The 14,462-nt window shown below is 49.5% G+C and carries 6 protein-coding genes; all 6 read left to right on the top strand.

Annotated elements, in window-relative coordinates:
* Window positions 1–75 precede the first annotated feature (75 nt).
* Window positions 76–993: an ABC transporter permease gene (locus J2Z70_RS14670; RefSeq protein ID WP_209874230.1), complete on the top strand. Its 918-nt coding sequence runs from the start codon at window positions 76–78 to the stop codon at window positions 991–993.
* Between the two features lie 13 nt (window positions 994–1,006).
* Entirely contained in the window at window positions 1,007–1,903 is an 897-nt protein-coding gene (locus tag J2Z70_RS14665) for a carbohydrate ABC transporter permease (protein WP_209874147.1), read from the top strand.
* 111 nt (window positions 1,904–2,014) lie between these two features.
* The gene (locus tag J2Z70_RS14660) at window positions 2,015–3,640 is read left to right on the top strand and encodes an ABC transporter substrate-binding protein (protein WP_209874144.1); all 1,626 of its coding nucleotides are present in this window, start codon (window positions 2,015–2,017) and stop codon (window positions 3,638–3,640) included.
* Window positions 3,641–3,665: 25 nt separating this feature from the next.
* Window positions 3,666–6,137 carry a PfkB family carbohydrate kinase gene (locus J2Z70_RS14655; RefSeq protein WP_209874141.1) on the top strand — a complete coding sequence of 824 codons (2,472 nt, stop codon included), beginning with the start codon at window positions 3,666–3,668 and terminating at the stop codon, window positions 6,135–6,137.
* Complete coding sequence (locus tag J2Z70_RS14650; RefSeq protein ID WP_209874138.1) at window positions 6,134–8,413, top strand: GH32 C-terminal domain-containing protein; 2,280 nt, start codon at window positions 6,134–6,136, stop codon at window positions 8,411–8,413. The genes J2Z70_RS14655 and J2Z70_RS14650 overlap by 4 nt, the downstream gene beginning before the upstream one ends.
* 194 nt (window positions 8,414–8,607) lie before the next feature.
* Window positions 8,608–14,358, top strand: a complete 5,751-nt coding sequence (locus J2Z70_RS33285; RefSeq protein WP_245368228.1) for an S-layer homology domain-containing protein — start codon at window positions 8,608–8,610, stop codon at window positions 14,356–14,358.
* The last annotated feature ends 104 nt before the right edge of the window (window positions 14,359–14,462 follow it).

The raw sequence follows: 14,462 nt of genomic DNA, 5'->3' as shown, positions 1-14,462 counted from the left end.
ACGTTTCAAAAAAATTATTTGCACACGAAAGGGAGAATATGCGTGAATTCAACAACCAACCGTGTGGATCATTCCATGATCCAACCAAAACGCAAACCATGGAGCAGGTTCAAACGCGATTACGAACTGTACCTGTTTTTACTGCCAATCATTATTCTTTACCTCGTATTTAAGTACTATCCGATGTATGGGGTGCAAATTGCATTTAAGGATTTCTCACCCAGCCAGGGGATCTGGGGAAGTGAATGGGTAGGATTTCAGCACTTTGTAGATTTCTTTGATTCCTATAACTTCTGGACCATTATCACAAACACGCTCTCACTCAGTTTTCTTTCACTGTTATTTGGCTTCCCGGCTCCAATCATCATCGCAATTATGCTGAATCAGATGCTGGGCAAGTCCTATAAGAAATTTGTACAGACCGTGATTTACGCGCCTCACTTTATCTCTACTGTAGTACTCGTTGGCATGCTCAATGTTTTTTTGTCTCCAAACAGCGGAATCGTGAATCATATGATTACCTCGTTTGGCGGACAGCCTATTCTCTTCATGGCTGATGAGGGTTGGTTCCGTCCCTTGTATATTTTATCAGGAATCTGGCAGGAAACAGGCTTCGCCACAATTATCTATCTTGCTGCACTTGCGGGAGTCAATCCCGAGCTGCATGAAGCGGCCATTATGGATGGAGCGAGCAAATGGAAGCGTGTCTGGTATGTAGATATTCCCAGCATCCTGCCGACGATCGTTATCCTGCTGATTCTCGCATTGGGCAACATTATGAGTATCGGTTTTGAAAAGGCGTTTTTGATGCAGAGTGATCTAAACTACGCCACCTCCAATATTATCCCTACCTATGTATATGAGATGGGGATTCAGAAGGCCCAATACAGTTTTTCTACGGCAGTCGGCCTGTTCAACTCCCTTATTAATATTATCCTGATCTTCACCGTTAACCGGATCGCTAAAAAGATGACAGAGACCAGTCTGTGGTAAGGAGGAAATGATGATGAATCAATTAGTGAAGCGAAAGAGCAGAGGGGATGTATGGTTTGACATCATCAACTACATTCTGTTGACCATTATTATGCTGCTAGTACTGTATCCATTGTATTTTGTACTGGTTGCCTCATTCAGTGACCCCAATTACATTTACTCCGGTGAGGTCTGGCTATTCCCGAAAGGCTTCACACTGGACGGTTATGAACGGATATTCAGTGACTCCTCCATTTGGATCGGATATGGCAACTCCATTCTTTATGCAACGCTGGGAACATTAATTGGAGTAGCCGTGACGGTATTTGCAGCCTATCCGTTAGCCCGGAAGGATCTGGCCGGGAAGTCTGTGATTATGTGGTTTTTGCTGGTGACCATGTTTTTCAGCGGCGGGCTGATTCCCACTTATCTGCTGATTAAGGATCTGCACCTGCTGAATACGATGTGGGCGCTGGTCATTCCCGGGGCAGGCGGTGTTTTTAACGTCATTATTGTAAGAACCTTTTTCCAGTCATCCATACCAGACGAAATGTGGGAAGCGGCTTCCATTGACGGGTGTTCCAACACCAGATTCTTCTGGAGTATCGTTCTGCCGTTGTCCAAGTCCATCCTGGCAGTAATGGTGCTCTACCATGTGGTCGGCTTCTGGAACGGTTTCTTCGATGCCTTGATCTATCTGAACGATGAGAGCAAGTATCCGCTGCAATTAGTGCTGCGCAACATCCTTGTCCAGAATCAGGTCAACTCCGGCATGATGATCGATGTGGAATCCTATGCCGCCAAGATGCGTGTGACAGAGCTGATCAAATACGGGGTCATCATGGTATCCAGTCTTCCGCTGCTGATTTTGTATCCTTTCCTCCAGAAGTACTTTGTTAAAGGCGTAATGATCGGCTCCATCAAAGGATAGTACTCTGACGCGGTACTTGAAAGGGGGGATGCACCGCATATTCAGAGCAATAGGTGAAACCAATACAGGAGTAATTAGCAGGCGGAATGAATAAAAGGGAGGTTATCGAAAATGAGTTCTTTATTTAAAAATGCGGGGATTCTGGTATTGGCCGGAGCGTTTGCGCTGAGCGGATGTTCGGGTAACGGTAACGGGACAAACAATCAGGCGGAGAATTCCAATCAGAAAGACAATTTCAATGCAACTGGTCTTCCTGTTGTAAACAAACCCGTGTCGTTAAGAATGGTAGCCCCGAAGGCGGCCCTGGCACCAGAGTTCTCAGAGATGGAAATCTTCAAGCGGCTGGAGCAGGAAACCAATGTGAAGATAGATTGGGAGAACATCCCGGATACCGATTATACAGAAAAGAAAAACCTGCTGCTTGCAAGTGGCGATTTGCCGGATGCCTTCTATGCCGCCGGATTCACGGACTACGAGCTGATCAATTACGGTAAAGATGGAACACTTATTCCGCTGGAGGATTTAATTGATCAGTATGCGCCTAACCTGAAAGCGCTTCTGGATCGCCGTCCTGATATCAAATCATCGATCACAGCGCCGGATGGGCATATCTACGGGCTGCCGTCCTGGGAAGAAAACAATCTTGGAACCAACCCTTTCTTCCACGTCATTAATAAAAGCTGGCTGGATAAGCTGGGCCTAAAAGTACCGGAAACGCTGGATGAATACACGGAAGCGCTGCTTGCCTTCAAAACAAAAGATCCGAACGGCAACGGCAAGCAGGATGAAATCCCGTTAAGCTTCATGCATATGCAGTGGTGCATGGATATTGCCGGACTATTCGGGGCCTTTGGTCTCCCGGATAATCTGGAGCACCGTGTCGTCCGTGATGGAAAAGTCATTTTCACCGCAACTCAGCCTGAATATAAGGAAGCCCTGAATTATTTCCATGAAAAATGGTATAAGCAGGGCCTAATTGATCCGGAATCCTTCACTCAGGATGCTGCACAGTATCTGGCCAAAGGCAAAACGACAGATGAGACACTGGGATCTTATATCTGGTGGGAAGTCGAAGAAGTTGTCGGAACCGAACGTGCCAAGGATTATGTACTCTTATCTCCGCTCAAAGGCGCGAATGGAGAGCAAACGATTGGACGCGCGAATGGCGGAGGTCCAGGCCGAGGGTCTTTTGCCATAACCAAAGCGGACAGCAATCCGGAAATCACCATGCGCTGGATTGACCAGCAGTATGAGCCTTACATGGCTGCTCAAATCCACTGGGGACCGCTGGATGTCGTGTACAAGAAGGATGAAAACGGAAAACTGGTGAATTTACCGCTTCCTGAAGGAGCCTCAGCAGGTGAATTCCGCCAGAAGGTTGCTCCGGGATCGGGCGCACCTGGTGTCATTACTATCAATGACTTCGGTAAAGTGGTGGACATGGAACCCCGGGCTCAGCAGCGCGCTAAAGATCTCGAGCAATATTACAATCCATATATGGAAAAGGAAAACTATCCGAGTATCTTCTTCGAGCCGGAGGAACTGGACACCATCAACAAGATCGAGCCAGAGCTGATTAAATATGTAAATACCCAAAGAGGAAGATTCATTGTAGAGGGCGGCGCAGATAAGGCTTGGGACAACTACATTAAAACACTGGACAAGATGGGCCTGAATGAACTGATGGAGATCTATCAAAAAGGGTTGGATCGATATAATGCAAATCTGAAAAAATAAATAGAAGTTAGGTGGGGGAGAAACTGTGCTTGATGTCATCGCAATAGGAGAAGTGTTGATAGACTTTACACCGGCAGGCCAGACAGCAGGAGGTAACGGGCTGTTTGAATGCAATCCAGGGGGGGCTCCGGCAAACGTAGCCGCAGCACTCTCACGTCTGGGTGCCAGATCAGCACTGATCAGCAAAGTTGGGGAAGACCCCTTCGGTTCATTGCTGCAAAATGCACTGCATAACAACGGGGTAGATGTAACAGGAGTGTCGGTTACCAATGAAGCGAGTACAACATTGGCCTTTGTTCACCTGGATGACCAGGGGGACCGCTCTTTCAGCTTCATCCGGAAGCCGGGGGCAGATACCTTCTTACACGCGCAGGATGTTCCGCTGGGGCAGATTGAAGCTTGTCAGGTGCTGCATTTCGGCTCGCTGTCCATGACCCATGAGCCTGCCCGCACGGCAACCCGGACGGCAGTCCGCAGAGCGAAGGAAGCAGGGGTTCTAATGTCGTTTGCTCCTAACATCCGGTTTGCGTTATGGGAGAGTAAGGAGGAGGCCAGACAGAATATTCTCTGGGGGATGAATTTTGCCGATGTGTTGAAAATCTCGGAAGAAGAGCTAGCTTTTGTTACTGGCAGCAGCGATCTTGAAAAAGGCGTACAAGAACTCCAGCAGCAATATGACATCGGACTCCTCGTCGTCACTGTAGCGGAAAAAGGCTGCTATTACCGGTTGGCTGGTCAGGATGGATATGTGCCGGGCTTTAAGGTCAAAGCAATCGACACGACAGGAGCAGGCGATGCTTTTCTAGGCTGTTTGTTATACAAGCTTTTAGAAAGCGGAAGTTCCCTGCAGGAGCTGACCAACCAGCAAATTACCAGTATGCTGATTTTTGCCAATGCCGGCGGAGCGTTAGTAACCACACGAAAGGGGGCTCTTGGTTCTATGCCGACGACAGAAGAGATTAACCAGATGATAGAGTCTGGGAACCACAATAATGATAAGCAGTTCAGACCAGGGTTTCACTTTTCACCACCCTCCAGCTGGGCCAATGACCCGAACGGATTAGTCTATTATGAGGGAAGCTATCATCTATTCTATCAGCATCATCCTTACGGTAATAAATGGGGACCAATGCACTGGGGCCATGCTGTCAGTGAAGACCTGATTCAATGGGAGCACGCGCCTATTGCTCTATTTCCGGATGAGCACGGAGCAATCTTTTCGGGATGCTGTGTAGTGGATTGGAATAACAGCAGCGGCTTATTTGAAGATTCGGATGGACTTGTCGCGATCTTTACGCATGCCGATCACCATCCGGATACAGGGCAGCCGCGCCAGCGGCAGAGCCTGGCGTACAGCAGCGATAAGGGCATGAACTGGCATAAATATAACGGAAATCCGGTACTGGCCGAGGAAGAACTGATAGACTTCCGGGACCCCAAGGTGTTCTGGCATGCGGAAAGTGAACGGTGGATTATGGTGATTGTCGCTGGAGATCATGCCCGGTTCTACGCATCCGAGAATCTGCGTGAATGGTCGCTGACCGGTGAATTCGGTAGAGAAGAAGGGTCACATGACGGCGTCTGGGAATGCCCTGATCTGTTTCAACTGCCGGTGGATGACACCGGGCGTTCGAAATGGGTGCTGATCATCAGCATCGGAGATCATCCCAATTGTCCGGAGGGATCGCGCACACAATATTTTATTGGAGAGTTCGATGGAAAGACGTTCATCAATGACAATCCTGCGGATCATATACTGTGGCTTGACTATGGAAGAGATAATTATGCGGGAGTTACCTGGTCCGATATTCCGGAGCAGGACGGACGCCGCGTAATCATCGGATGGATGAGCAACTGGAAATATGCCAACGAGACGCCTACCGGCTCCTGGAGAGGTGCGATGACTTTGCCCCGTGCCATGTCCCTGACCAGTAAGGACGGAAGTGTCGTGCTGAGCCAAATGCCTGTCCGGGAAATAGAGCAGCTGCGGAATGAATCTATGAGCTGGAACGATATCACAATTACGCCGGCGACTCCTTTTAGACAGCAGATGAATAGTGATCTTTTAGAAATTGAAGGAGAGATTGATATCCTATCCGGGGACGCGGTATATATCCATCTGCAATCTGTCGGACAGCAGAGCGAAATTATTATCGGATATGACCCTGCTCAGGAATGGCTGTTCACGGACCGTTCAAAAAGTGGTCTGACGGATTTCCACCCGGCGTTCGCAAGCCGTCACGGTGCCAGGCTGGCCGCTGCGAACGGCAAGCTTAAGCTGCACATTTGGCTGGATCGCAATGCAGTTGAAGTTTATGCAGCTAATGGTCTGGTTGTGCTAACCGATCAGATTTTCCCGGATGCTCCGATTGAGAATATCCAGGTAAGCACACAATCAGGACAGGCTGTTCTGAACTCGCTTCAAATCCATACGCTGAAGTCCATTCAGATTCCAAGTGTTAGTACAAGGCAGTCTCAAGGGAGGAATGACGAATGAGCGGCCATGAAGGTGACCGGGGACTAATGATGCATTGGGCTTTCGATGAAGGAAGCGGAGCAAGCGCTATGGAGAGCGTCACTAAGACGGTAGATGAGATTCATTATGTATTCAATAATGCGGAGTTTACCGACCCTTGTACTCCGCCGTGGAGACAGGGAGTAGCAGGAAGTGCTCTCCTCTTCGATGGTTACTCAACGTATATTGCTCATTCTGTCCACGGAGAAGAGCATAACGGAGAGTCGGAATTTCTATCGGCTCTCAGCATTGGAGTATGGATTGCCCCGCGCACCTATGAGTGGGGACATGAAGGCAAACTGGCTGCCATAGTGAACCGCTACAATAACAAGACTAGGCAGGGATATCTGCTCGGCATGTTCCGTCATGGCTCCTGGTCCTTCCAAATCGGGCTTGAGGGAGGAGAATGGAAGGAAATCTGGGCGCCGGACGGTTATGAACTTCCCAAGAATGAGTGGTCTTATGTGAACGCCGTATTCGATGGAGAAGCGGGTGAAATCAAGCTGCTGCTGAACGGCACCGAAATCACATCGGCTGCTGTGCCCCGCGGTTCCCGCATAGCGGAGGCGATGGACACGGATTTGTTCATCGGCAGGAATAATCACGGCAGCAGGCTTGCCGAAGTGTTCAGCCTTCATATGTTCAGCGGGATCATGGATGAGATGAAGATTTATAACCGTGCCCTGAGTAACGAGGAAGCAGCAGCTTTTTATCAGGAAGTGTTGGATTCCGCACATGGAGGCGTCCGGCCGAAGTTGAATTATGACGACATTAAGCTGGATCGTATACCTCTGCTTACGGACCGGCACAGGCCGCAGTATCATGTCAGCCCGCCGGCACATTGGATGAACGAGCCTCATGCGCCAATATATTTTGACGGGCAATATCATTTGTTCTATCAGCACAATCCGCAAGGACCGTACTTTCATCATATCCACTGGGGACATTGGGTGAGTGAAGATCTGGTGCATTGGCGTGATCTCCCTGTAGCGCTGGCGCCTGAGAGGGATCAGCTCGCCCCGGATGGGATCTGGTCGGGAAGTGCGGCTTATGATGCAGAGGGGCTGCCGGTTCTGTTCTTTACAGCAGGCAATGATAGTGCTTCACCGAATCAGAGCGTCGCACTTGCCCGTAGCACTTATCCGCAGGACGGAGACCCGGATCTCATTACATGGATTAAACACCCGGAGCCGCTCATCGTGCAGCAGAAGGGGATGGGTGCATTCGGAGATTTCCGGGACCCGTTCGTGTGGAAGGATGAGGACGGCTGGTATGCCCTGGTAGGATCGGGAATTGAGGGCGAAGGCGGGGCAGCATTAGCATTTGCCTCGCAGGATATGCTGAATTGGACGTATAAAGGTCCTTTCTATCAGGCGGATATTCAGAAGTTCCCTTATCTTGGCCCCATCTGGGAATTGCCTGTACTTCTTCCCTTAGGCACTGACAACAAAGGGGACAGCAAGCATCTTCTGCTGGTTAGTCCTGTAGGAAAGGGTGCCGATGTTGAGGTATTCTATTGGATCGGGCAGCTCGAGAAGGATGAGCTGTCATTTATTCCGGATCAAGAAGAACCGCAACTGATAGATGTCGGTGATTTCCATTTTACCGGTCCGAGCGGCATGGTTGATCCGAAAACGGGCAGAAATATTGTGTTCACAATTGCCCAAGGGGACCGTACGTCAGAGATGGAATACAAATCGGGCTGGGCTCATAACGGAGGTTTGCCGTTAAGCGTGTATTTAAGAGATGACGGGCGATTGGGAATAGAACCGATTCAGGAACTGGAGTCGCTGCGGGGCACCAAGCGGCTATCCCTCCAAGACAAGTCGTTGGCTGAAGCTAATCTGCTACTGGGGGATGTACAAGGCGACATGCTTGAGATTCAGCTGGAACTGGAGCCGGGCAATGCCGGACAACTCGGAATCAAAGTCCGGTGTACACCGGATGGGGAAGAAGAGACACTGCTGGTTTATGACTGTAATGAAGCTAAGTTCCTTGTGGACCGCACGAAAACGACACTGCACCCGGGTGAAAAGTGTAGCGGGATTCAAGGAGGCAAGCTGGAATTGTTAGGAGAGAATCTGAAGCTGCACATCTATTTGGACCGCTCTATGGTCGAAGCATATGCCAACGGATTGAAAAGTCTGACCACCCGGGTGTATCCGAGCCGCAAGGATGCTCTGGGACTTGAGATCTGGGGCGATGGGGAACCGCTGGTTAAGTCCATGGAAATATGGGATATGCAGTCTATATGGTAATGGGAGCGCCTAGGCGCTCCTTACTATACCATGGATAATGCAACAAACACTTAAGCCACTTTGCTCCCTCGATATGAAACCGCTTCATTCACGTCTCTCTTACTTCATGACTATGCATCCTTGTATCCGGAGAGTCATTTCAAAAATACGTATGAATGATTTCATGAATAAGAAATGATGAAGGAGGCTCGTTGATGAAAGAAGCCAAAAGAAACAAAGCATGGATCTCCAGAATGGTTGCAGGGGTGATGGTTCTTCAGCTTGTAGCTCCCGGAATCTCGGCTGCAGCCGGAGCTGGAGTAGGCACTCGGGAGACATTCACCTCTAAGGCTGACGCAGGATTGTCGGTTACGGATGCGGTCTATTCAATTACCCAGGCTGACGAGGGGTTGTCAGTTACGGATACAGTCTATCAAATCCAGAATCCGGGATTTGAAACCGGGGATATATCAGGCTGGACCGTTGTCAGAGGCCAAGCGTTCGGCCAGGACAGTGTATCGGGTGAATCCACCTGGTGGGCGGAACAAATCCCGTACAATCAGGAAGGGGCTTATCATCTAAACGGCTGGAAGCATGACGAAGCTGCGACCGGTGTGCTTCGTTCCAGCATCTTCGAGCTCGGCGGCAGCGGATGGATCAGCTTCAAGCTTGGCGGTGCCAAAAATCCAAACAAGGCTTATATCAATGTCGTGGAGGCTGAATCGGGACAAGTGATTGCGAGGTATGGCAATAGCGCTTTTGCCGATGTCGGCTTCCCGAACCCTGCACAAGGTCTGCGGCTTGCCAATATGGAGCAATATAAGGCGGATATTTCCGAATATTTGGGCAAAAAGCTGTATGTGGAAATCGTTGATAATGCCACCTCGGATTGGGGAGTGGTATTTGCAGACGCCTTCTTCATGTACCATGAGTCCGAGCCTGCGGAAGGAATTACCGCCACGGATATCAAGCCGGATTTCCAACGCTATCAAATTGAGAATCCCGGCTTTGAAACCGGGAACTTAACAGGCTGGACAGTTGTCGAAGGCGAAGCGTTTGGACCGAACAGCGTGTCAGACGAAACCACCTATTGGGTTGAACAAATCCCGTATAACCAGGAAGGCACTTATCATTTAAATGGATTGAAGTATAACGAGAGCGCAACAGGTAAGCTTCGGTCCAGCACCTTCGAGCTGGGCGGAACAGGCTGGATTACCTTCAGACTGGGCGGAGGCAAGCATACGGATCAAGTGTATGTGAACGTCATTAATGCAGACACAGGAGAACTGCTTGCCAGATATGGCAACACCGAATTTAACGAATCCGGGTTTCCCGATCCGGCACAGGGCCTGAGACTTGCGAATATGGAGCAGTATAAAGCCGATCTCTCCAAGTATATCGGGAAGAAGCTGTATGTGGAGATCGTCGATAATGGTCACGCGGATTGGGGAGTAATCTTTGCGGACGCCTTCCACACCTTCAATGAACTCGTACCCGAAGAAGGTGTTATGGCAGATAACATTATGCCGGCCGAAATCCAGAATCCCGGATTTGAAACCGGGAATTTAGAGAGCTGGACCGCTCAGGGCAAAGCTTTTCAAGTGGACAATGATGCCCAAGCTGGTAAAGAAGGTAACTATTATGCCAAGTCCACTTTGGAAGGACAGGGTTCGATTACCTCCAATATCTTTACACTTCGAGGGACCGGGACAATAAACTTCACTGTTGTAGATATCGTTAATCCTCAGGAGGCCTATGTCGCATTATATGATGCCAGCACTAATGCGTTGCTTGAGAAAACTGCTGTAGTCAGTGCGAATGAGAAAATTTCCTGGAAAATGCAGAAGCACTACAACAAGAGTCTGTATATCAAAGTTATAGATCAATCTGATCAAGCCCGCATCTCCGTTGACGCTTTTCAAGCGAATAGTACGGGAACCATTTTCTACATGAACCTGGATGAAGGCGCAGGAAAAAAGGCACATGAGGAAGTAAGCAATCTTGATCATGATGTAAACTACGTATTTAATAACGCCAGATATATGGACTCCAAAGATCCAAGATGGACTCCTCGCGGAGTCAAAGGCGGCGCCTTGCTGTTCGATGGATACTCAAATGATATCGAGGTCAACGCGAAGGATGCCGTTCCAGTAAGTGATGCGTTAACGATTGAGGCTTGGGTCGCTCCGCGCAGCTACGAATGGGGAGACGGAAACAAGCTGTCTGCCATCGTGAACCAGTCTGATCAGGATAAGACCGAAGGGTTCGCTTTGGGGATGTACCGGCACGGCACATGGTCAATGCAGGTCGGCATTGGCGGACAGTGGATTCAGGTATGGGTCAAAGACCATCCACTCGAAAAGTATAAATGGAATTACGTAGCAGCTACGTTCGACAAAACGGACGGAATCATTAAATTATATCTAAATGGTCAAGAAGTGGCTTCTGCGGCAACTCCTGTCAACGTTCCGATAACCCCTTCTACGGAAAAGCTGATTATCGGAAAAAACAATAAATCTGCAGAGTTTGCGGGATTGTTCTCCTACAATATGTTCAGCGGACTTATCGATGAAGTGAAGCTGCAGAACAAAGCGCTCACGGATCAAGAGATCCTTGCTGAGTATGAGAATGTGAAGGCGCTTCACGACGGCGCGGTTCCAAAAATTCCAAATGGTGATATTGATGAGGATCCCAGTGTGTTTGACGGTGATCAGCACCGTCCGCAGTACCATGCGATGCCTCCGCAAAACTGGATGAATGAAGCGCATGCACCGATTTATTATAACGGCCAGTATCATTTATTCTATCAGCATAACCCGCAAGGTCCATTCTGGCATCAAATCCACTGGGGACATTGGGTGAGTGACGATATGGTCCATTGGGAAAATGTGAGACCTGCACTTGCGCCTGAAGCGGGCACTCTTGATCCTGACGGTGCGTGGTCAGGCAGCGCAGCGTATGACCGTGACGGCAATCCTGTTCTGTTCTATACTGCCGGCAATGACTCTTTGTCACCAAATCAAAGAACGGGCCTGGCGACTCCCGCTGATCTGTCCGACCCTAGTCTGGAGCAATGGGTGAAATATCCTGAGCCGGTAACGGAGCAGAACGGCAACGGCATCCATAATGAGTTCCGCGATCCTTTTGTATGGTACGACCAAGAGACCGACAAGTGGTATCAGCTGGTGACATCCGGTCTTCAAGACTTCAGCAGCGGTACAGCTCTGGTGTATGTGTCTGATGATATGTACAACTGGGAGTATAAGGGGCCTTTATACGTTAGTAACAGAAATCTTTATCCGGAGCTCGGTACGGTATGGGAACTGCCGGTATTATTGCCGCTGGGTGAGGATAGTGCAGGACAACAAAAATACATCTTTATGGTTAATCCCCATGAGAAGCCGGAACAGGTTCCCCCAGCTGACGATGTGCAAAGAGATGTTGAGGTCTTTTACTGGATTGGAACCTGGGATAGAGATAATTTCAAGTTTATACCTGATCAGGATGCGCCTTCCAAAATGGACGTGGGAGATGGATATTTGACCGCAGAGAGCGGGATGGTTACACCTGACGGCAGAACGGTCGTATACTCCATGGTGCAGAATGTAAGAACGCCGCAGGCTGAATATCAGGCTGGATGGGCTCATAATCTGGCACTGCCCGTTTCCCTGAGCCTGGATGAGCACGATGAACTTCGCATTGAGCCCATTGAAGAATTGCAGAGTCTCCGGGGAGCTAAGGTGGTTGATTTCACGGACGAGAATTTGGCTGCCGCCAATCAATTGATCGGGAGTGTCAAAGGCGACATGCTGGAGATTGTGATGGAAATTGATCCGGGTGAAGCCCAGAAATTCGGTCTCAAAGTGCGTCGCTCCGATAACGGCCAGGAAGAAACGCTGATTTACTATGATAAGGCGAACGGGACCTTCAATGTGGACCGGACCAAGAGCAGTATTGATCCGGATGTGCGCGTGGACGGCATTCAAGGCGGGGCCGTGGATCTGGACGGAGAGAACCTGAAGCTGCATATTTTCCTGGACCGCTCTGTTGTCGAGGCCTTTGCTAATTATAAGAAAAAACTGACAACCCGTGTCTATGTAGGCCGATACGACTCCTTGGGCTTGCAGGTTTGGGCCGACAACGATATTACAGTCAAGTCGATGGAAGTATGGAATATGAATGCTTTGACGGGTAAACCGGCTGCTCCGGTTGATGTGCCTGACAACTGGGACAACTCTGTATACACAGATATTACGGATCTGCCTAACCACGATTTTGCTACTGGAGACTTAACAGGCTGGATTACGGAAGGAGATGCCTTCCAGGATGTCCATGTGACCGATGCCAAGTTCTTCTGGGACACGATCTACTTCAATCCGTCGCATAAAATTCCGGGCGGATATCATTTGTGGGGCTTCAACGAGGCAGCCGGCGGTGACAGCTTGACGGGCACGCTGAAATCGCAGAATTTCGTCCTTGGCGGGAACGGCAAGCTCAACTTCCTGGTCAGCGGCGGGCGTGATATCGATAAGCTGTATGTTGCGCTGGTCCGGGCATCGGACGGCAAAGAGCTGTTCAAAGAGACTGCGACCAACTATGAGGAGTATCAGCGGAAGATCTGGGATGCTTCGCAGTATATCGGCGAGGAGCTCTATATTAAGGTGGTTGACCAATCCACAGGCGGGTTCGGACATATTAATGTCGATGATTTCAATGTACCGGTTAAGGTGCAGCATCCGGGGAAGCCGAATAACCCGACTGATCCAACTGATCCGCCAGATCCAGCCCAGTCAAGTGAACCAGCCGGTCCGCCTGACCCAACTGGTCCAAGCGGTCTGAGCGATCCAACCAGCTCCCCTGCTCAATCTGCCACTCCAGTGAGCAAGCCGAAGAGTCAGAACAGCCTGTTATTCGAGTTGGGAAAAGGCGAGCGGCAGGTATTATTCCCTGCGACTCTGCCAGCTAATGACGGTAAGAATGCGCTGAAGATCAAGCATGCAGATGTGGAGATTGAAGCTCCCGCAGAAGTATTGAAGGATTTACAGTCATTGGTTACGGGCAGTGAGCTTGGGCAGGCGAAGATCTCTTTTGAAATGGAAACATTAACCCCGGAGCAGAGCAAAGAGCTGGTGGGGCAAGTTGGACTAAGAAATCAGGCAGCCATTTCAGCGGCTGGAGAGATCTACGAATTCAAATTGTCTATTGTAAAGCCGGATGGAACGAAGCTGACGCTTGAGAAGTTCTCCAAACCCATCACCATCAGATTAGGCGCACAGGGGAATTCCCGCCAGGATTTAACGGGCATTTATTACATCTCAGATGACGGCAGACTGGAGTATATGGGCGGCAGCTTTTCGGATGATAAATGGACGGCAAAGATGAGTCATTTCAGCAAGTTTGCCGTCCTTACTTATGATAAATCTTTTGAAGATGTGAATGCCTCTTATTGGGCCCATGATGTTATCAAAAGGATGGCAGCGAAGCAAATTGTCCTGGGCGTGAGTGAAACTGCATTTGCACCCAGACAAAAGGTTAGCAGAGCTGAGTTTGCTTCCTTGATTACCCGTGCACTTGGAATAACAGGGAAGAACTCCACTGTATTCAAGGATGTGGAATATACGAAATGGTATGCTTCCTCCGTTGCCGCAGCATACGAAGCGGGAATTGTAACGGGAAGAAGCACAGACACCTTTGCACCTGAGGAAACGATAAGCCGTGAAGAAATGGCATCCATGATCAACAAGGCGTATCTGTTCCATACAGGACAGAATCCTGTCTTCGGTCAAAGGAGTAATTTCAAAGATGCCGGTACGATTAGTGCATGGGCTGTAGATGCAGTGGCTGCCTTACAGGAGCTCGGATTAGTTACCGGGCGCGGTAACCAGTTATTCATGCCACATGAAACCGTAAATCGTGCGGAAAGCGCGCAAATCATCTCGCTGCTGCTGGATCAAGCCAATAAATAACGGTTAAGGGAAAGCCGGGGAAGCAAGGTGATGTCCGCCTTCGCCATGACTCCGGCTTTCTCTGCTTTATACCGAGTATCATCATACTTAAGGAAGAGGGAGGA

The sequence above is a fragment of the Paenibacillus silagei genome (genome assembly GCF_017874735.1).
Taxonomy (GTDB): Bacteria; Bacillota; Bacilli; order Paenibacillales; family Paenibacillaceae; genus Paenibacillus_AQ; species Paenibacillus_AQ silagei.
This window is presented reverse-complemented; position numbering and strand designations above follow the sequence as displayed.

Excerpts from the sequence above, each read along its gene's own strand:
- J2Z70_RS14650 (WP_209874138.1), top strand. The coding sequence starts at position 6,134 with ATGAGCGGCCATGAAGGTGACCGGGGACTAATGATGCATTGGGCTTTC.
- J2Z70_RS33285 (WP_245368228.1), top strand. The coding sequence starts at position 8,608 with ATGAAAGAAGCCAAAAGAAACAAAGCATGGATCTCCAGAATGGTTGCA.
- J2Z70_RS14670 (WP_209874230.1), top strand. The coding sequence starts at position 76 with ATGATCCAACCAAAACGCAAACCATGGAGCAGGTTCAAACGCGATTAC.
- J2Z70_RS14665 (WP_209874147.1), top strand. The coding sequence starts at position 1,007 with ATGAATCAATTAGTGAAGCGAAAGAGCAGAGGGGATGTATGGTTTGAC.
- J2Z70_RS14660 (WP_209874144.1), top strand. The coding sequence starts at position 2,015 with ATGAGTTCTTTATTTAAAAATGCGGGGATTCTGGTATTGGCCGGAGCG.